Source organism: Algoriella xinjiangensis (assembly GCF_900115015.1).
GTDB classification, from domain to species: domain Bacteria; phylum Bacteroidota; class Bacteroidia; order Flavobacteriales; family Weeksellaceae; genus Empedobacter; species Empedobacter xinjiangensis.
This window is the reverse complement of sequence record NZ_FOUZ01000010.1, coordinates 17,528-36,842: the sequence shown is the minus strand read 5'-3', so window position 1 is coordinate 36,842 and position 19,315 is coordinate 17,528. Positions and strand designations below refer to the sequence as shown.

Genomic DNA, 19,315 nt, shown 5'->3' with positions numbered 1-19,315 from the left:
GAAGTTATGAATCATCCGATGGCATACGTTCATCCAACTGCGATTTTAGGTGAAAACGTTACAATCAGCCCTTTTGCATCTGTTTATGAAGATGTAGAAATTGGCGATGGTACTTGGATTGGTCCCAATGTAACAATAATGCCAGGATCACGTATTGGTAAAAATTGTAAAATTTATCCAGGTACGGTTATTTCTGGTGACCCGCAAGACTTGAAGTACGAAGGAGAAAAAACGTTAACTTATATCGGAGATAATACAACGATAAGAGAATGCGTTACAGTAAATAAAGGAACAAATGCTTTAGGTTATACAAAAATCGGAGACAATTGTTTGATTATGGCAACTGCACATATTGCACACGATTGTGTGGTAGGTAATAATGTAGTTATTGTAAATGCGGTAGGTTTAGCTGGACATATAGAGGTAGGAGATTACGCTTTTATTGGTGGTTATAGTGCCGTGCATCAATTTACAAAAATTGGTGAACACGCTTTTATAGCAGGTGCAACACAAATTCGTAAAGACGTTCCGCCTTATGTAAAAGCAGCAAAAAATCCTGTAGCTTATGCAGGTGTAAATGCAATTGGATTAAGAAGAAAAGGATTTACTTCAGAGGAAATCTACGAAATACAAGGTATTTACAGAATTTTATATCAACAAAAAAACAATGTATCTCAAGCTGTAGAACAAATCTTAGAAAAATTTCCAGATTCGCATTATCGCGAAATCATCTTGAATTTTATTAATACAAGTGATCGTGGAATTATGAAAGGTTATAGCTCGGGTGTTTAATCAAAATAACAAATAAAATAAATGGCAACAACTTCTGATATCAGAAAAGGTCTATGTATCGTTTATAATAATGATACGTATAAAATTATCGAATTTTTACACGTAAAACCAGGTAAAGGTCCTGCTTTTGTTCGTACAAAATTAAAATCTTTGACAAACGGAAAAGTATTAGATAATACATTTTCTGCAGGTCATAAAATTGAAGAAGTTCGTGTAGAAACACGTAACTACCAATATTTATACGAAGATGATAATGGATTCCATTTCATGAATAATGACGATTTTTCTCAAGTTTATTTAAACAAAGATTTGATTGAAAACGCACAATTTATGAAAGCTGGTGACGAAGTAAAAATCTTATTCCGTGCTTCAGACGAAACTGCTTTGGCAGCTGAGTTACCAAACACGGTAATTATGGAGATTACATACACAGAGCCAGGTCTTAAAGGTGATACTGCTACAAATGCTACAAAACCTGCAACAACAGAAACAGGTGCTGAAATTCGTGTTCCTTTATTTATCAACGAAGGTGATAAAGTAAAAATTAACACAGAAGACGGTTCGTACGTTGAAAGAGTAAAATAATATTTTCTAGAATATATTTTAAAAATCCCTCTGAATAAGAGGGATTTTTTTGTTTATTAATTTTAGAAATGGAATAAAATTAAACTAAATATGTATTTTAGCATTAAGACACTCAATAAATGAAAATCAAGACCAAAAAAAACTTTAAGAAATTAGTTATTTATAGCTTTCTATTTGCGCTAATTTGTCTTTTGTTTACAACGTATGCAAATTATAAAATAGAGCATTCTACAGCAGAATATGTAACTTCGGATGTGCAGAAATTACCAAAAACTAAAGTTGCTGTGGTTTTAGGAACTGCGCCTAATTTGGTTGGTGGTTATCAAAATTATTACTTTGTTTATAGAATTGATGCGGCTGCAGAGTTGTATAAATCAGGAAAAGTAACTCATTTTATTTTGAGTGGAGATCATGGTCGAAAAAATTACAACGAACCCGAAATGATGAAATTAGCTTTGATAGAAAAAGGTGTTCCAGCCAATGTAATTTATTTGGATTATGCAGGTTTCAGAACGTTAGATTCGATGATACGCGCAAAAGAAATTTTTGGTCAAAATGAATTTATTGTTGTTTCACAAGAATTTCATAATCAACGCGCAGTTTACATTGCAAGACAAAATGGAATAAATGCTTACGGTTATAATGCGAAAGATGTAAACAAACAAGCTGGTTTGAAAACCAATATTCGTGAATATTTTGCTCGTGCAAAAGTTTTTATTGATGATTGGTTTGGAGTGAATCCAAAATTTTTAGGAGAAAAAATTGAGATTATATGAAAGCAAAAATCCGAACAATTGTTCGGATTTTTTATTATTTCAAACTGCTAAAATAACCTCTTAAAATTGTGTCATTTGTAGCATTTCTTGTATCAATTTCTAATATTTTTGGTCGATTACTTTCAGCATAAAAATCACCGAAAGAATTTTCTAAATCAGTTAAATTATTAACAACTTGATAGTCAAAATCAAACATTTTAGCTAAATGTTCGCCAGTGTGATGATGTTTTGTAACAAAATAATCTTCGACAACATCGGTTTCTGACGGACCAGGAATAAATTTAAAAATATTTCCTCCGCCATTGTTAATCAAAATAATTCTGAAGTTTTTTGGCATATTTACATTCCACAAAGCATTCGAATCATATAAAAAAGAAATATCTCCCGTGATTAATACAGTATCTTGTCCCGAAGCCAAACACGCGCCAATAGCGGTAGAAGTAGAGCCATCAATTCCGCTTGTACCACGATTACAAAAAACAGGATTCGACGGATTGTGATCAAACAATAAACCGTATCTAATTACTGTAGAATTACCATATTGTATTTGCCAATTTTCGGGATAATTACGAATAATAGAATCAAAAGCTTTTAAATCACAAAACGGAATCATATTGATATAGTTGTTGTGTTTGATGTTATTTGCTTCGCGAATTGTATTCCAAGTTGTGTAATAATCAGACTCTTTTGGATTGATAAACGGAACAAATTGCTCTAAAAATAATTCGGGTTTTGTCTCAATTTTATCTGTTAATGCTTGGAAAGTGTCTGGTTGCCAATATTCGTCCAAATGCCAATGTTGCGTTGGTTTGTGATCGCGCAAGAATTTTTTAATCTTTTTAGAAACCACATTTTGTCCAATCGTCAATAAAATATCAGGTTTTAAAGCTTCTAATTCTTCATCAGAATACGGAAAAATAACTTGGTCAATTTTATTAAAAAATCGTGTATCGTGTATATTTGATGTCACTTCATCTAAAATAACCACAGAATCATCTTGCGCCAATTGTTTTAAATACTGATCAAATGTAGCATCGGGATGATGAAGACCAACCAAAATCAATTTTTTAGAAGAAGAATTCCAGCGTTTCATGTAATCAATTACATTAATTTCTGGATAAACTTTTTCATCAATTGTAATCTGATCAATTTCGATAGAAGATTCGGTTACAGATTCATACAAAGGCTCAGAAAATGGCATGTTGATGTGTATTGGCGCCGATTTATGTATACAATCAATCAACGCATATTTTGTCATCAACATATTTCGTGTTAAATCGTCTGTTTCTTCGCTTTCAGATAATTGAACGTTGTGAACAGAATGTTTTTCGAAAATATTATGTTGACGTATTGTTTGTCCATCAAAATTATCAACTAAATGCTCGGGACGATCAGCAGAAAGCACAATAATAGGCACATTCTGAAAAAAAGCTTCGGTAATTGCGGGATAGTAATTTGCAGTTGCCGAACCAGAAGTACAACACACAACAACGGGTTTCTGAATTTGTTGTGCCATTCCTAAAGCCACAAAACCAGCCGAACGTTCGTCTATTACACTATACGTTTTGAAACGTTTGTCGTTTGCAAATTGCATGGTCAAAGCTCCATTTCTAGAGCCAGGTGAAAGTACAATATGATCAATTCCGAAAGCTAAAAGAGTTTCAGCAATTAATTGAACATTTAATTTATTTGATATTTTTCTCAACGTAGTTGTCTTAAATTATAAAAGGCTTTGAATAGCAAATTTACTAAACAAAACCTTTATAAAAATATGATATTTTTAAGATTTAAGTATGTAAACCACCGTCAACACTTAAAACTTGTCCTGTTACATAACTTGATAAATCCGAAGCTAAATATAAACATGCATTTGCAACGTCTTCTGGCTGTCCACCACGTTTTAATGGAATACCATTGCGCCATTCTTCTACAACTTTTTGGTCTAAAACTTCTGTCATTTCAGTTTCAATAAATCCTGGTGCAATTGCGTTACAACGGATGTTACGTGATCCTAATTCTAAAGCTACAGATTTAGAAAAACCAATTAAACCAGCTTTTGATGCCGCATAATTTGCTTGTCCTGCATTTCCTTTAATTCCAACAATAGAAGACATGTTAACGATAGATCCAGAACGTTGTTTCATCATTGGTTTAATAACTGCTTTAGTTAAATTGAAAGCCGAATTTAAATTTGTTTGAATTACATTTTCGAAATCCTCAACAGACATTCTCATCAATAAGCCATCTTTTGTAATTCCTGCATTATTGATCACAATATCAATTTGTCCAAATTCTGCAATTACATCTTCCACTAATTTTTGAGCAGCGTCAAAATTAGAAGCATCAGATTGATAACCTTTTACTTTTCCGAATTGACCTAATTCTTCTTCTAAAGCTTTTGCTTTTTCTACAGAAGAAGCATAAGTAAAGGCAACGTTAGCGCCATTTTTTACAAAAACTTCCGCAATACTTTTTCCGATACCGCGAGTTGCGCCTGTTACGATTGCTGTTTTACCTTGCAATAAATTCATGTTTATTGGTATTTATTTTGCTCAAAAATACAAATTTTTGTTAAAGGTAAAAAATGTTAAAATTTTGTTTATAGATATTATTTAACAAATAGTGGTATTATAATTGGAAATATTGATAATGTTAACCAATAAAAAAATAAAAAACATGAAGAATTTATTAAAATTATTAGCCGTTACGGTTTTTGCATTATTTGTATTTACAGCTTGTAATGATGACGATGATCCAGCGAACAACGATTTTTTTGCAGGAACATATAAAGGAAAAATTACTTATGTAGACGGTAGCAATACACTTACAGCTGATAATGGAAGTGTATTTGTAACTAAAATTGCAAGTGGAACAAAGTATAATTTTGCTTTTTCGGATAAAATTCCTGATTTAAATGGTATCGAATTCGAGAAAAAAGGAGACAATACATTAGTAAGTATTGGTGCTTCAGAAGCTTCTTACATTAGAATTGATGATAAAAAATTAACAATTCTATATACAAAAGATGGTAAAACTTGGACAGCTAACGCGTCAAGATAAGTAGAATGAAAATAACTTTAAGGCGCATAAAGCGCCTTTTTTTGTGCAATAAATTTGTCTATATATTGTTATGTATAAATAACTTTTGCTTTATGAAAAACATAATTGTTATTGCTTCGCTATTTATATTTTTGTTTTCGTGTAATAACGAGGATGATGTTTCAAATACAATTTATAAAGATAAATATGAGCGATATATTGTTTATAAAGATTCTATAAATGATACGATAAAAGGAAATGGAGTAGTGCGTGTTTCGCAGAAAAATAATGTATATAAATTTGATTTCGAAGGAACTTCTAAAGCAATAAAATCTTTAGAGAATATAGAAATGGAAATGACTGGCGGTAATACGTTGCGAAATGTAGATTGGACGCCAAGTAAAATAATTATGATGACGAAAGATAGTTTGAATATTTCGTATCAAATAAAAAACGAAACGTGGTTTGTGAGTGGGTTAAAGAAAGATTCAATAAAAAAATAAATAAAAAAAGACGCTAATTAAGCGTCTTTTTTGTGTTATATTTTGAATAGATTATAATCCGAAAGCAGTTTTAACTTGCTCTACGAAATCTAATTTTTCCCATGTAAATAATTCTACTTCAACATTTACAACTTCTTGTCCGTTAGCAGATTCAAAACGTTTTGAAACAGTTTGAGGCTGACGACCTAAGTGTCCGTAAGATGCAGTTTCTTTATAAATAGGATTTCTTAATTTTAATCTTTGCTCAATTGCGTAAGGTTTCATGTCAAACAATTCAGAAACTTTCTTAGAGATTTCTCCCTCAGTCAAATTAACTTTTTCTGTTCCAAATGTTTTTACTAATAATGAAACTGGAGCCGCAACACCAATTGCATAAGAAACTTGTACTAAAACTTCGTCTGCAACACCTGCTGCTACTAAGTTTTTCGCAATATGACGCGCTGCATAAGCTGCAGAACGGTCTACTTTAGATGGGTCTTTTCCTGAGAACGCACCACCACCGTGAGCACCTTTTCCACCGTAAGTATCTACAATAATTTTACGACCAGTTAAACCCGTATCTCCGTGAGGTCCTCCAATTACGAATTTTCCTGTTGGGTTGATATGGTATTTAATATCTGCTGTAAATAAATCTTGAATATGAACTGGTAATTGTACTTTAACACGAGGAATTAAAATGTTGATTAAATCGTTTGTGATTTTATCACGCATTGCAGTTTCATTTGCAAAATCATCATGTTGTGTAGAAATAACAATTGTATCAATACGAACTGGTTTGTTGTCATTATCGTATTCGATAGTTACTTGAGATTTAGCATCTGGACGTAAATATGGTAATAATTCGATTTCATTTTTACGAATATCAGCTAATTCTTTTAAAATACGGTGAGATAAATCTAACGCTAAAGGCATATAGTTTTCTGTCTCACTTGTTGCATAACCAAACATCATACCTTGGTCACCAGCACCTTGCTCTTCGTCAGAAGTACGGTCAACACCTTGATTGATATCAGGAGATTGTTCGTGAATTGCTGATAAAATTCCACAAGAATTTGCATCAAACATATATTCACTTTTCGTATAGCCAATTTCTTGAATTGTTTCTCTTGCAACACGTTGTAAATCGATATAAGCATTAGATTTTACTTCTCCTGCTAATACAACTTGACCTGTAGTTACCAATGTTTCACAAGCAACTTTACTTTTTGCGTCAAAAGCTAAAAAGTGGTCTAAAATAGAATCAGAAATTTGATCAGCAATTTTATCTGGATGTCCTTCAGATACTGATTCTGATGTAAATAAGTATGACATTATTGTTGTTTTTTTAATAAATTAAAAAATAGAGAAGGAATCAACTGAAGTCCTGTTTTAGCAATTGTTTTATGAGGTTGCAATCAGTCAAATCTTTCCTCTTTGATTTTCGAGAACAAATATACAATGAATAATATGAATAAGAAAAGTATTTTTAGATTAAATATTATTCATTGTGTTGAGTAGATTCTTTTTACGAAAGGTTCTAATAAAATTTGAAGTAATTATTAAATACTTATTAATTAAGACGATATAGAATAAATATTGGCTTTTTTAATAAAAACATCAATAATTTTCTATTTTATCGCGTAATTTAAAATTAATTTAGATAAATATTCAAAATAAAGTTCTTACTTTGGAAAAAAATTAATTATTGATGAAATTTGATACTCTCGACCAACAACTACTAATGTATCTACAAGAAAATAGTAAGATTACGTACAAAGAATTGTCCGATAAACTTAACTTGTCTTCTACAGCAATACATGAACGAATTAAAAAACTTGAAAAAGCTGGTATTATAGAAAAATACGTGGCTTTAGTAAATAGAAGATTAATAAACAGAGAATTACTTGTTTTTAGTCACATCAAACTCCAACAACATTCGCAAGAAAACATTAGAAAATTTGAGACTGAAATTCAAACTCTAAAAGAAGTTCAATCTTGTTTTCATGTAAGTGGTGATTATGATTATATCGTGAAAATGTCTTTTGAAAATATGGACGAATACCGAAATTTTATGGTCAATAAATTAACAACAATCAATGTGATTGGCAGTACACACAGTACTTTTGTTATTGGAGATGTAAAAGATGATACAGCGTATCAATTGTTATAAAAAAATAAAAGAAAGGCTTTCATTTGAAAGCCTTTTTTGTAATTTTATGGTAAAATAAAGAAGATGAATAAGGAAGTAGCAGTTTTAGGCGCCGGGTGTTATTGGTGCGTTGAGGGGATTTATAATCTTATAAATGGAGTAGATAAAGCAGTTTCTGGATTTACGGGTGGCGATGTAGAAAACCCAACGTATAGACAAGTTTGTGATACAGATACAAAACATGCAGAAGTTGTGGAAATTACATTTGATCCATCTATTATTTCGTACAAAGAATTATTAGAGATTTTTTGGAACATTCACAATCCAACACAATTAAATCGTCAAGGAAATGATGTAGGAACGCAATATCGTTCGAGTATTTTTTATACTTCAGAAGAGCAAAAAGTTCAGGCAGAAGAATCTTTAAAAGAACACGAAGAACAAGGTTTGTACGAAGATAAATTTGTAACAACAATAGAACCTTTTGATAAATTTTGGGCAGCCGAAGATAATCACCAAGGTTATTACAACGAAAATCCAGATCAACCTTATTGTTCAGCAGTAGTTGGACCAAAGATTTCTAAATTTAAATCTAAATTTAAGCAGATTTTAAAATAAAAAAAAGCATCCAATTTGGATGCTTTTTTTGTTTCTATTCTTTACCTTTTTTACGGGATTTTTGTTTTTGTTGACCACGGTTTTTAGGTTTAGATTTTGGTGGTTTACGTTTTGTAGGACCTCCTAAATTAACCTTTTTATTCTTATCTTTTTTCTCGTGAAATGCAGCTCCACGCTCTTCAACTTTTACAGTTGTTAGCATTTTCATTTTTACAACATCCTTCTCAAACTCACGTTTTACAGGATTTATAGCAACTTCTTCTATAGGAAAAGCTTGTTGTAAAATATCTTTTTCCATCAAAGCTTCAATCGCTTCAATAGAATCAGCTTCTTTTTCAGAAAAATATGAGATAGAATCTCCCGTTTTATCCGCACGACCTGTACGTCCAATTCGGTGAATGTATTGCTCTGGAACTTCTGGAATTTCGAAGTTTATAACGTGTGTAATATCTGGAATATCCAAACCACGCGCCATAATATCAGTTGTAATAATACCTCTTAATTCATCATTACTAAAAGATTCCATTGTGCGTAAACGGAAATTTTGTGATTTATTTGAGTGAATTACACCAAATTCATCCGGATAAATTTCGTCTAAATGTGCAAAAATTAAATCAGCATGTTTTTTATTGTTTGCAAAAATCAATACTTTTTCAAAACTTGCTTTATCATTTAAATGATGCGTTAACAAGTTTAGCTTTGTATTAAAGTTTTCAACTGGAATCGCAATTTGTTTAATTTTTTCTAATGGTGTTCCCGAACGCGCCAACGAAATTTCAAGTGGATCTTTAAAATATTCGACCAACATATCATCTACTTGATCTGTCATTGTTGCAGAAAATAAAATGTTTTGACGTTTATCGCTCATCATCGTAAATAAATGCGATAACTGTGCTTTAAAACCTAAACTTAACATTTCGTCAAATTCATCAACCACTAATCTTTTTGCTTCCTTAAAAGAAAGTACGTTATCTATGGCTAAATCTAATATACGACCTGGTGTACCAACTAAAATATCTACACCTTTGTAAACCGCAAGTTTTTGCGTATTGATGTTTACACCACCATATATTCCCAAAATACGAACATTGATAAATTCCGCTAAATTTTGTAAAATATCTGTAACCTGAACCACTAATTCGCGAGTAGGAACAAGAATAACTATTTTTGGTTGATGTGTTTTAGAATATTGATATGTTTTAAGTAAAGGCAAAAGATAAGCCAATGTTTTACCCGTACCAGTTTGTGCAATTCCCATTATATCTCGCCCAGAAAGAATCGGTTTAAACGTTTTTTCTTGTATGGGTGTAGGCGTTGTAATATTCATCTTTTCTAAAGACGAATACAATTGTTTTGTTAATTCGAAATCCGCGAATGTAGCTTTCATTCTGCAAAGATATGTTTTCTAATTGAATTCTTAAAAACTCAATTATCAATCCGTTCAAATTCGTTGAAACTTTGTACTTTTGCAGTTCGATTAATAAACAGGTAAAAATGAATTTAAAACAACACATCACGCAAAACGTTTTAGACGCGATCCAAAATGTCTATCAAATTACTCCAGAATCTGTTGAAATACAATTTACAAGGAAAGAATTTGAAGGTGATTATACATTAGTTGTTTTCCCATTAATTAGAACTTTAAAAGGTAAACCAGAAGACATCGGAACAAAAATCGGTGAAAATTTGGTCGAAAATAATAAAATTACAGCATTCAATGTTGTAAAAGGATTCTTAAATATGAGTTTAAATATGGTTGATTTCTTACAAGATTTCAATCAAAATGCTCAAAATAAAAATTACGGAACTGTAAAAGTGGATGAAAATTCTCGATTAGTAATGGTCGAATATTCATCTCCAAATACAAATAAACCTTTGCATTTAGGACATGTACGTAACAATTTATTAGGTTTTGCAGTTTCTCAAATTATAGAAGCGGCTGGTAATAATGTGATTAAAACTCAAATTATTAATGACCGTGGAATTCATATTTGCAAATCGATGATTGCTTGGGAAAAATTTGGAAACGGAGAAACACCCGAATCTACTCAAATGAAAGGCGATCATTTGGTTGGTAAATATTATGTAGAATTTGATAAACATTATCGTGGCGAAATAAAAGAATTAGTTGCTGCTGGTAAATCGGAAGATGAAGCCAAAAAAGAAGCGCCAATTTTTTTAGAAGCACAAGAAATGTTGCGTCAATGGGAAGCACAAGATCCAGAAGTTATTGCTTTATGGAATAAAATGAACGGATGGGTTTACGAAGGTTTCGCAAAAACATACAAACGTCTTGGTGTAGAATTTGACGAATATTTATACGAATCTAACACTTATATTTTAGGAAAAGATTTGGTTGAAGAAGGTTTAAACAAAGGTGTTTTCTACAAAAGAGAAGACGGTTCTGTTTGGATTGATTTAACAGAAGATGGTTTGGACGAAAAATTAGTTTTACGTTCTGACGGAACTTCAGTTTATATGACGCAAGATTTAGGAACTGCGGTAGAACGTTTCAAAAACAATCCATCTTTAGAAGAATTAACGTATGTTGTAGGTAATGAGCAAGATTATCACTTCAAAGTTTTATTCTTAATCCTAAAAAAATTAGGTTATTCTTGGGCTGCAGCTTTGCATCATTTATCTTACGGAATGGTAGATTTACCAGAAGGTAAAATGAAATCGCGCGAAGGTACAGTTGTAGATGCCGACGAATTAATGGATGATGTTTACAATACGGCAAAAGAAATTTCTGAAGAATTAGGAAAATTAGACGGTTTATCTGACGAAGAAAAAGCAGATTTATACGAAACAATTGCAATGGGCGCTTTAAAATATTATATTTTGAAAGTTGATCCGAAGAAACGTATTTTATTTGATCCAAAAGAATCGGTAGATTTTAACGGAAATACAGGTCCATTTATTCAATATACTTTTGCTCGTATTCAATCTTTATTAAGAAAAGAATCGCCAAAAGAGTTTGATTTTGGAGCGATTGAATTAAATGCAGCAGAAAAAGAAATTATTCGTGCATTAAATGATTTTGAAGAAACAATTGCAAAAGCTTCTACAGAAATGAGTCCAGCTTTGATTGCAAATTATGTTTACGAAATTGTAAAATTATTTAACTCATTCTATCAAAATAACCCAATTTTGAAAAATGAAGACGAAAACGTTAAAAATTTCCGTTTATTTTTATCACAATGGGTAGCTAACACAATTCAATCTTCACTAAGATTATTAGGAATCGGTGTACCAGAAAGAATGTAATTATAAAATATAAATCTTAATAAATGCCTCATCAAAGTAGTGATGAGGTATTTTTTTAATCATTGTTTATGAAAATAGGAGATTTACTAAAAAAACAAAATCCGAACGATAAATTTAATTTAAAACGTTTTCATGATGCACAAAGTTTTGTGTATGATGAGATTTTGATGGAAGTGCATGCAGGTAAAAAACAATCAAATTGGATGGTTTTTATGTTTCCGCAAGTTTTGGGTTTAGGATCGAGTGATTCTTCAAAAGAATTTGCCATCTCATCTAAAGAAGAAGCACGTGCTTTTGTAAAAGATGAGGAATTATGGCATAATTATTTAGAAGTTTTAACTGTGCTTTTGGCGCGACATAAAGGGACAATACCGCAATTAATTTTTGGTAAAAATGATGCAATGAAATTAAAATCGAGCTTGACTTTATTTTGTTTCATTATGCCAAAAGAGAAGGTTATTAGAGATGTTATTAAACATTTTTATGCGGACCAAATGGATAAAAAAACACTAACGCTAATCAAAGGATTTAGTAAATAGAATAAAAAAACCACTCAAATTGAGTGGTTTTTTATTTGATTATAATGTGAAATTATTTTTTGATAATTTTCTTTGTAACATCTTTTCCATCAATTGTAGTTTTTAAGATATAAGTACCTTTTGACAACGATGAAACATTGATTTGTTTTTGATCAGAATCTAAAACTTTTTGTCCAGCCATGTTATATAAAACAGAAGAAGAAACTTTTCCTTTTGTTTCGATATTAATAACGTCTGTTGTTGGATTTGGATAAACTTCAAATTTAACTGTGTTAACTTCTGAAGTTCCTAATTTAGGTAATGCAATCATAAATGAAACCACTCCAGAATCCGTTTTACCTAAACCTACGATTTTAGTTCCATCATTTGAGATACCTAATGGTAAAGCAAATGTAATTCCTAAATCATCGTATCCTAAGCTTTTTACATATTCGTTAAGTTCTACACGTCCAGTTTTTTCTGTCCAGATAAAACCTTCACCAGCTGCTGCTGGTCCAGGCCATGTTCTATAAAATCCTAAGATAACAGAACCGTCTCCATTAATTGCTGTAGAAAAACCATTAAAAAACATACTTCTGTTTGGATGGTCAATTATTTCTACACCAGTTTCCTTGCTCCATCGCATAGCTGCATCGTCTACTGTTGCTCCAATAATCCATTTACCATCACCAGAAACACCTCCTAACTCTAAAACATTATCTCCATTTTTATCAAGAACATATTCTTGTTTTCCATTTTCCCAATATACTCCCCATCGGTCAAAATCATCATCTTGCCAACCAGCAATAACATTACCATTGTCACTAACACCGTTTGCTCTAGAGTAATTATCATTATATGTAGAACCTAAGTCAACCATACCTGTTGCTTCAGACCATTTTACACCATGATAACTTTCTGCATCTGTAGCTCCTAGACCAACAATATACTTACCATCTGGAGACATTCCCCAAACAGAAGTAGTTTCGTTATCCATAACACCACCAATACCACCTAAATATTTCCAAACTTTAGTTTCTACATTATAAGTAGCCATTTGATTGATACCATCAGCAGGATTCATAACCATAACAGCAATCATTTTACCATCCGCAGTTACAAGTGGCGAACCACCATTTGCTGTATCAGCAGCTAATTCTCCTAATAATTGTATTCCTAATTCAGGCGTCCAGTAAAAATTATTGTCAACTGTACTTAGCGTTACAACTTTTCCATCATCAGATACACCGTGAGCAGTTTCACCATTTCCTACAACATATACTTGTGCACTAGCATAATTAGATCCAACAAGTAACGCTGTTAAAAATGCTAGATTTTTAAGTTTAGAGTAAACTTTTTTCATAATAAATAATTCTGTGTTAATTAATTTGAAGTTAAAATTAGCTTTATTAATTTGAGATTATGTGGTTTTAAAATAACTACATATTGTTTTCTGAATTTTTAAAATATAATTAAATGAAAAACAATTATTTATTCGATTTAATTAATACTTGTTTTTAAGGAAATTCTTTGAATTAATTCAAGTAATATTTCAAATTTTTTAAATAGATTAAAACAAAAACGTCGGAAATTAATTTCCGACGTTTAGAGAATTTGTTATTCTAAATTATTTTTTGATAATTTTCTTTGTGCTTTCATTTCCATCAATTATTGTTTTTAGGATATAAGTTCCTTTTGGTAATGATGAAACGTTGATTTGGTTTTGGTCAGAAGTTAAAACCTTTTGTCCTGTGATGTTGTATAGGATAGAAGATGATAGTTTTCCTTTTGTTTCGATATTAATAACGTCTGTTGTTGGATTTGGATAGACATTATAACTTGATTTAGTAACTTCATTTGTACTTAATTGTGGGATAGAAATCATAAAAGAAACAGCTTCTTCAGTTGTTCTACCAACACCTACAATTTTAGTTCCGTCTTTAGAAATTGCATATGGTAAAGAGAATGTGATTCCTAAATCATCTAAACCTAAGCTTTTTACATATTCATTAAGATCAATTCTACCTGTTTTTTCTGTCCAGATAAATCCATCACCCATCATTGCTGGGCCAGGAAATTCTCTGTAAAACCCTACAACTACACTTCCGTCATTATTAGTAGCCGTTGCAGCACCACTAAAAAATTGATCAGCATTTGGATGTGTTATCAATTGAACACCAGTTTCTTCGCTCCATCTCATTGCATATTCAAAATGAGAGCCAACTAACCATTTTCCGTCTCCAGATACCGAGCTAATTTCACTAACCGAATCTCCATATTGATCTTTTATTAATTGTTGAACGCCATTTTTCCATAAAGCTCCCCATCTACCTCCAGATTTATCATCTTGCCAACCTGCAATCATGGTTCCATCTTCGCTTGTAGAGTTTGCTCTTGATGCCATGTTTGGAGTTGTAGATCCTAAATCAACTAATCCTGTTTCTTTTGTCCATTTAACTGCATGTCCGTATCCATTTGCAGCACTAGCTATTCCTACAATTACAGATCCATCCGCATTCATTCCCCAAACGCTACTTGTATCACTATCTACTATTTTTCCTAGTCCTCCTAAGTAGTTCCATTCGTCTTTTTCTAAGTTATAAGTAGCTATTTGGCCAATCCCCGTTTTTGGATCTACAACATTTGTAGAGATTAATTTTCCATCTGCAGTAACAGTAGAAACACCTCCATTGTAACTTCCAGGTACAATTTCTCCCAATTGTTGTACACCTTTGTCTTTTGTCCAATAAAAGTTATTATCTATACCAAAAAGTACGACTACATTTCCATCATTTGATACGCTTGTTGCATATTCGCCTCCACCAATAACATAAACCTGCGCATTTGTTTCGGTACTAGCAAACATGATTGCGCCAAAGGCTAAACCAACCAGTTTCAAGTAAATTTTCTTCATTTTATAATTTGTGTTAATTAATTGAATGATAAATTTATAGCTATTTCTTCTTGATTCTTAATTGTTTTAGTTTACGGGATATTGTTTCTGTTTTTTAAAAGCACAAAACATTGTTAATCAGTGTTTTATTAGCTTTTCTAATTCTAGTGATTTAAAGTAAATTCGTTGTATTAAGTTGTAGTAAATTTTATTTATCTTTCTATTTATTAATGATTTAAAGATAAATAGAAGGACTATTTTTTGAAGGAAGTAAAATTTATATCTGAAAAATTTGTTAAGACATCAACTTGATTATTTCTTAAACTGAAATGGGATAGTTGTTTTTCCATCAGTTATTTCTGCCATTAAAAGATTTTTATCCATCCAATATTTAATAACTTTTGGAAAATCATTTTGTTGATTTTCTACAGAAAATTTATTTTCACCAAATTCAATCAAAGTAAAATCGGTAGAAGATGTTTCGTGATTCATTTTTACTTTATAAAACCATTTGTCATTTTCTTTGATTAAAGTTGTGTATTCTTGCCAAATTGTATCATTATTTTTTAGCGTAAAACTATGTCCAAGATAAGTTGTATGATTTTCTTTTTTCCAATTCTCGAAAGTCATTTTTCCTGCTTTTTCATTGGTACGAGTCCAATTTCCAATTAAAAAGTCAAAATTTTGTTGATTGCTTTTACAAGCCGAAAAAATAATAAAACAGAAAAGGATATAAATAATATTTTTCATTAGTTGGATTTTAAAGAAGTTTAAATTTAATGAAAAAATCTATAGATAATTAAAAACCATTTAGCTAAATGTCAACTAAATGGTTTTAAATTTATGTATTTAATAAACGATATTCCCGTTGTAAACCAACGATTTTACGTCCGAAATTCGAGATACAGCTTCTGCCGAACAACTTGCATCTACAAAAACTAAATTTGCTTGATCGTTAACTTTTGGCCATTGTTGTTTTCCATTATCATCTAAAGGAAGCACATTTACAGTTGCTAATTTTAGTGCGCGAGACAGTAAAAACTCTGTTGAATAACCATATAATTGCGCCATTAAATTTGTTTTTTGTAGAACACTTCCTGATCCAAACGTATTCCAATGATCCACAATACTATCGTTACCCGTCATAACTTCTACATTATATTTGTATAAAGTAGGGATTGGCATAATCAAACCGCCAAACGGAATTGTAGAAACAATACCAACTTTTGCATTGGCCAATTTTTCTGCAATTTCTTCTTGTTTTGGTTTTTCTAATTTTCCTAAAACAAAAGCATGACTAACATAAGTTTTTTCTTTTAATACAGGATTTTCATTCACTTTATCAATCAAATATTCAATCGTTTTTAGACCAGATTCTCCAGATTCGTGCAAATGTATATCAATTCCTTTTTTATTATCTAAGGCCAATTGAACTGTAAAATCCATTGTTTTTTCGATTGCTCCATCAATAGAAAATGGATCAACTCCTCCAATAAAATCAATATCCATTTTAGCAGCTTCTTGTAAATAAGGGACAGAATCTGTATAATAAACACCATGTTGTGGAAAAGCGACTAATTCAGTTCCAAAACTATTTTTCTTATTATCAATTGCTTTCTGAAGATTTTTTAGTGCATCTAATTTTGCAGTTGGATCAATATTTACATGACTGCGCGCAAAATAAGTTCCTTTTGATTGTAAAAGTTCAATTAATTTTTCGGCTTTCTCCGTCGAATTTTTTAATATTTCAGGTAAAATCTGTTGCTCTAAAGCAATCATTCCTTTTACGCCGCCTTTTCTTTTACGAACTGCTTGCCATTTATCACCATAAAAAGTTTTGTCCAAATGAATGTGCATATCTTTAAAAGCAGGCAACATCAAATAACTTTTTGCATCAATTGCATTAGAATTTGGTTCGTTTACAGAAATTTTACTGATTTTACCATTTTCTATTTCAATACAAAATAAACCAGTTTTTGTTGCGATTACTTCACCTTCTTCATACTCGAATCCAGTTTCTAATTTTACATTTTTGAATTTCATTTTTTTAAAAGAACTTGTATTTATCGAATCAACAAGTGTTGATGCAGTTGCAATACTCGGCATTAAACTTAAACCTGCCATTGCTAAAGCAGAATTTTTGATAAAATCTTTTCGAGATATATGATTTGAGTTATCCATGTTTTGAATGTTTAAAGCAAAAATAAGCGCATTAAACCGAATAATATTGTACGTTTTATAACACTACTTGTAAAATTTATTAGTTTTTGAATCAATTTTAAAATAATATAAACCAAAATCAGAAAAAAACTTCGAGAATATATCAGTAAAAATAGTTAAGGTATAATTCTTGTATTGGAAAACTGTCCATTAATTTTGCAGAATGCAACTATCAAAGAAGTACAATTTTTTTCAATACATCAAAAGGTTTTTTAATTTTTTCCAGAATCTGTTAAATCTATTAAAATTAGTTTTATCAGAAAGACAATTTTTGTATTTATCATGTATTTTAGTTGCAATTTCATCTGCTTTGGCGGTAATCGTTTTAAAAACTTTTGCCCATAGTGTTTTAGAATTTACACTACATGTAAGTAGTCTTTTAAAACTTCCTTATGTGACTAGTATTCTACCAATTATCGGTATTTTATTAACTGTATTGGTTGTTCAAAAATTTTTAGACGGATCAATAGAAAAAGGAACGGCCCAAATTATGATTGCAGTTGCTAAAAAATCGGGTATAATGCCTAAAAAGCAAATGTATGCGCAAATTATAACAAGTTCGTTAACCGTTGGTATGGGGGGTTCTGCGGGTTTAGAATCGCCAATTACAATAACGGGTGCAGCATTTGGTTCTAATTATGCACAATATTATCGTTTTAAATACAAAGACAGAACTTTGTTATTGGCTTGTGGTGTTGCAGCGGGTATTGCAACGGCTTTTAATGCACCAATTGCGGGAGTTTTGTTTGCGATAGAAGTTATTTTGGCAGATATGAGTGTTACTGCTTTTATTCCATTGTTGTTATCATCAGCAACTGGCGCTTTAATTGCTAATCTTACGCTAAATAAGAGCATGTTACTTTCTTTTCGATATGCGCTTGGTTTTGATTATCACAATACAATTTTTTATATTTTATTAGGAATTTTAGCAGGTTTTGTATCGGTTTATCATGCAAGATTATTTCGGAAAATTGAACATAAAATCGGTAGTTTTTCCAAAAATGTTTATTGGCGAGCAATTGTAGGATCTGGTCTTTTAGCTATATTGATATTCTTTTTTCCTACATTATTTGGAGAAGGTTTTGATGGAATAAAATATCTAGCAAACGACGAAGCTGGTTTTATTTTAAACAATTCATTATTAGAGTCTTTTAAAACAAATCAATGGGTTATTTTAGGATTTGTAACTGTAACTATGTTAATAAAATCCATAGCAACAGGTTTAACATTGGGTAGTGGAGGAAATGGAGGAAATTTTGCGCCATCACTTTTTGTCGGATCTTATTTAGGTTACGTAGTTGCAAAATTTATAAATTTATTAGGTTTTAAAGAAGTGCCAGTAGGTAATTTTACAGTGGTAGGAATGGCTGCATTATTAAGCGGATTATTTCATGCACCGCTAACGGCAATTTTCTTAATTGCAGAAATTACGGGTGGTTATGGTTTAATTATTCCATTAATGTTAGTTTCGTCAATTAGTTTTGCTATTGCAAAACGTTACGATAAATATTCGATGGATATATATACAATAGCCGATAAAGGAATGGTTTTTACATCAGACAAAGATCAAAATTTACTGAATAAAATTGATTTGTTTGAGATTTACATTAAAAATATAAAAACATTAAATCTAGATAATTCGATTGCTGATATAAAAGAAATTTTTTCAACCACAACACAATATTTTATTCCAGTTCTTAACGAAGATCAAACGATAAATGGTATAATTGATTTGGATTATGTTCGACCATTTATTTTTAAAGATGCTGCGTCGGATAAAAGTTATGCTGAATGTATTACGCAAGCACCAACTTTATCTGTTTTTGCAAATGCAACAAAAGTGATAAAATTGATGGAAGAAAAGAAAACGGATTACGTTTTATTGACCAAAGAAAATAAATTTATGGGTTATGTAACCGAAAGTTTGTTGCTAGAACATTACCGCGATAACCTGAAAAAATTACGAATAGAGTAGG

Annotated in this window: 18 protein-coding genes; 10 read left to right on the top strand and 8 right to left on the bottom strand. The window is 31.1% G+C overall.

The genetic code is table 11. The features are described from left to right. The first annotated feature begins 6 nt into the window (after window positions 1–6). The 3 genes from lpxA (at window position 7) to BM072_RS10395 (ending at window position 2,153) form a co-directional block, all read left to right on the top strand. Window positions 7–792: an acyl-ACP--UDP-N-acetylglucosamine O-acyltransferase gene (gene lpxA, locus BM072_RS10405; RefSeq protein ID WP_092908723.1), complete on the top strand. Its 786-nt coding sequence runs from the start codon at window positions 7–9 to the stop codon at window positions 790–792. Window positions 793–813: 21 nt separating this feature from the next. Then, the gene (gene efp, locus BM072_RS10400) at window positions 814–1,377 is read left to right on the top strand and encodes an elongation factor P (protein ID WP_092908606.1); all 564 of its coding nucleotides are present in this window, start codon (window positions 814–816) and stop codon (window positions 1,375–1,377) included. A gap of 119 nt (window positions 1,378–1,496) precedes the next feature. Then, window positions 1,497–2,153, top strand: a complete 657-nt coding sequence (locus tag BM072_RS10395) for a SanA/YdcF family protein (RefSeq protein ID WP_092908605.1) — start codon at window positions 1,497–1,499, stop codon at window positions 2,151–2,153. A 34-nt stretch (window positions 2,154–2,187) separates the two neighbouring features. Here BM072_RS10395 and menD read toward each other — a convergent pair whose 3' ends face one another. Together menD and fabG are read right to left on the bottom strand one after the other, a co-directional pair. Continuing rightward, entirely contained in the window at window positions 2,188–3,858 is a 1,671-nt protein-coding gene (gene menD, locus BM072_RS10390) for a 2-succinyl-5-enolpyruvyl-6-hydroxy-3-cyclohexene-1-carboxylic-acid synthase (protein ID WP_092908604.1), read from the bottom strand. Between the two features lie 82 nt (window positions 3,859–3,940). Next, window positions 3,941–4,684, bottom strand: coding sequence for a 3-oxoacyl-[acyl-carrier-protein] reductase (gene fabG, locus BM072_RS10385; RefSeq protein WP_092908603.1), 744 nt, complete (start codon window positions 4,682–4,684; stop codon window positions 3,941–3,943). 145 nt (window positions 4,685–4,829) lie between these two features. Here fabG and BM072_RS10380 point away from each other — a divergent pair, with 145 nt between their 5' ends. Together BM072_RS10380 and BM072_RS10375 are read left to right on the top strand one after the other, a co-directional pair. Further along, on the top strand, window positions 4,830–5,213 hold the full coding sequence (locus tag BM072_RS10380; RefSeq protein WP_092908722.1) for a hypothetical protein: 384 nt from the start codon (window positions 4,830–4,832) through the stop codon (window positions 5,211–5,213). Between the two features lie 92 nt (window positions 5,214–5,305). Then, window positions 5,306–5,695, top strand: coding sequence for a hypothetical protein (locus BM072_RS10375; protein WP_092908602.1), 390 nt, complete (start codon window positions 5,306–5,308; stop codon window positions 5,693–5,695). A gap of 51 nt (window positions 5,696–5,746) precedes the next feature. Here BM072_RS10375 and metK read toward each other — a convergent pair whose 3' ends face one another. Then, entirely contained in the window at window positions 5,747–7,006 is a 1,260-nt protein-coding gene (gene metK, locus BM072_RS10370; protein WP_092908601.1) for a methionine adenosyltransferase, read from the bottom strand. Between the two features lie 376 nt (window positions 7,007–7,382). On the opposite strand from metK, the gene BM072_RS10365 reads away from it, so the two are divergent. Then, window positions 7,383–7,844, top strand: a complete 462-nt coding sequence (locus tag BM072_RS10365) for an Lrp/AsnC family transcriptional regulator (RefSeq protein WP_092908600.1) — start codon at window positions 7,383–7,385, stop codon at window positions 7,842–7,844. Between the two features lie 63 nt (window positions 7,845–7,907). Beyond that, entirely contained in the window at window positions 7,908–8,441 is a 534-nt protein-coding gene (msrA, locus tag BM072_RS10360) for a peptide-methionine (S)-S-oxide reductase MsrA (protein WP_092908599.1), read from the top strand. Window positions 8,442–8,475: 34 nt separating this feature from the next. Here the strand turns inward: msrA and BM072_RS10355 are convergent, their stop codons facing one another. Continuing rightward, window positions 8,476–9,828, bottom strand: coding sequence for a DEAD/DEAH box helicase (locus tag BM072_RS10355; RefSeq protein ID WP_092908598.1), 1,353 nt, complete (start codon window positions 9,826–9,828; stop codon window positions 8,476–8,478). A 107-nt stretch (window positions 9,829–9,935) separates the two neighbouring features. Here BM072_RS10355 and argS point away from each other — a divergent pair, with 107 nt between their 5' ends. Next, complete coding sequence (gene argS / locus BM072_RS10350; RefSeq protein ID WP_092908597.1) at window positions 9,936–11,708, top strand: arginine--tRNA ligase; 1,773 nt, start codon at window positions 9,936–9,938, stop codon at window positions 11,706–11,708. Between the two features lie 68 nt (window positions 11,709–11,776). After that, window positions 11,777–12,247: a DUF1810 domain-containing protein gene (locus BM072_RS10345; RefSeq protein ID WP_092908596.1), complete on the top strand. Its 471-nt coding sequence runs from the start codon at window positions 11,777–11,779 to the stop codon at window positions 12,245–12,247. 52 nt (window positions 12,248–12,299) lie between these two features. Here BM072_RS10345 and BM072_RS10340 read toward each other — a convergent pair whose 3' ends face one another. From BM072_RS10340 to BM072_RS10325, 4 genes are all read right to left on the bottom strand, one after another. After that, window positions 12,300–13,589, bottom strand: coding sequence for a T9SS type A sorting domain-containing protein (locus tag BM072_RS10340; RefSeq protein ID WP_092908595.1), 1,290 nt, complete (start codon window positions 13,587–13,589; stop codon window positions 12,300–12,302). Between the two features lie 264 nt (window positions 13,590–13,853). Then, window positions 13,854–15,140, bottom strand: coding sequence for a T9SS type A sorting domain-containing protein (locus tag BM072_RS10335; protein WP_092908594.1), 1,287 nt, complete (start codon window positions 15,138–15,140; stop codon window positions 13,854–13,856). Window positions 15,141–15,431: 291 nt separating this feature from the next. Then, window positions 15,432–15,869 carry a DUF6265 family protein gene (locus tag BM072_RS10330; protein ID WP_092908593.1) on the bottom strand — a complete coding sequence of 146 codons (438 nt, stop codon included), beginning with the start codon at window positions 15,867–15,869 and terminating at the stop codon, window positions 15,432–15,434. Between the two features lie 99 nt (window positions 15,870–15,968). Continuing rightward, window positions 15,969–17,162, bottom strand: coding sequence for an amidohydrolase (locus tag BM072_RS10325; protein WP_420836347.1), 1,194 nt, complete (start codon window positions 17,160–17,162; stop codon window positions 15,969–15,971). A 340-nt stretch (window positions 17,163–17,502) separates the two neighbouring features. Here BM072_RS10325 and BM072_RS10320 point away from each other — a divergent pair, with 340 nt between their 5' ends. Then, window positions 17,503–19,314 (top strand): chloride channel protein, encoded by a 1,812-nt coding sequence (locus BM072_RS10320; RefSeq protein WP_092908591.1) that lies wholly within the window; start codon window positions 17,503–17,505, stop codon window positions 19,312–19,314. Window position 19,315 lies beyond the last annotated feature (1 nt).

What these genes read in the sequence shown, in the direction of transcription:
- efp (WP_092908606.1), top strand. Translation starts at nt 814, where the DNA reads ATGGCAACAACTTCTGATATCAGAAAAGGTCTATGTATCGTTTATAAT.
- BM072_RS10335 (WP_092908594.1), bottom strand. Translation starts at nt 15,140, where the DNA reads ATGAAGAAAATTTACTTGAAACTGGTTGGTTTAGCCTTTGGCGCAATC.
- BM072_RS10325 (WP_420836347.1), bottom strand. Translation starts at nt 17,162, where the DNA reads ATGAAATTCAAAAATGTAAAATTAGAAACTGGATTCGAGTATGAAGAA.
- BM072_RS10380 (WP_092908722.1), top strand. Translation starts at nt 4,830, where the DNA reads ATGAAGAATTTATTAAAATTATTAGCCGTTACGGTTTTTGCATTATTT.
- msrA (WP_092908599.1), top strand. Translation starts at nt 7,908, where the DNA reads ATGAATAAGGAAGTAGCAGTTTTAGGCGCCGGGTGTTATTGGTGCGTT.
- BM072_RS10345 (WP_092908596.1), top strand. Translation starts at nt 11,777, where the DNA reads ATGAAAATAGGAGATTTACTAAAAAAACAAAATCCGAACGATAAATTT.
- BM072_RS10355 (WP_092908598.1), bottom strand. Translation starts at nt 9,828, where the DNA reads ATGAAAGCTACATTCGCGGATTTCGAATTAACAAAACAATTGTATTCG.
- BM072_RS10395 (WP_092908605.1), top strand. Translation starts at nt 1,497, where the DNA reads ATGAAAATCAAGACCAAAAAAAACTTTAAGAAATTAGTTATTTATAGC.
- BM072_RS10330 (WP_092908593.1), bottom strand. Translation starts at nt 15,869, where the DNA reads ATGAAAAATATTATTTATATCCTTTTCTGTTTTATTATTTTTTCGGCT.
- BM072_RS10340 (WP_092908595.1), bottom strand. Translation starts at nt 13,589, where the DNA reads ATGAAAAAAGTTTACTCTAAACTTAAAAATCTAGCATTTTTAACAGCG.
- BM072_RS10320 (WP_092908591.1), top strand. Translation starts at nt 17,503, where the DNA reads ATGCAACTATCAAAGAAGTACAATTTTTTTCAATACATCAAAAGGTTT.
- lpxA (WP_092908723.1), top strand. Translation starts at nt 7, where the DNA reads ATGAATCATCCGATGGCATACGTTCATCCAACTGCGATTTTAGGTGAA.
- fabG (WP_092908603.1), bottom strand. Translation starts at nt 4,684, where the DNA reads ATGAATTTATTGCAAGGTAAAACAGCAATCGTAACAGGCGCAACTCGC.
- metK (WP_092908601.1), bottom strand. Translation starts at nt 7,006, where the DNA reads ATGTCATACTTATTTACATCAGAATCAGTATCTGAAGGACATCCAGAT.
- BM072_RS10375 (WP_092908602.1), top strand. Translation starts at nt 5,306, where the DNA reads ATGAAAAACATAATTGTTATTGCTTCGCTATTTATATTTTTGTTTTCG.
- argS (WP_092908597.1), top strand. Translation starts at nt 9,936, where the DNA reads ATGAATTTAAAACAACACATCACGCAAAACGTTTTAGACGCGATCCAA.
- BM072_RS10365 (WP_092908600.1), top strand. Translation starts at nt 7,383, where the DNA reads ATGAAATTTGATACTCTCGACCAACAACTACTAATGTATCTACAAGAA.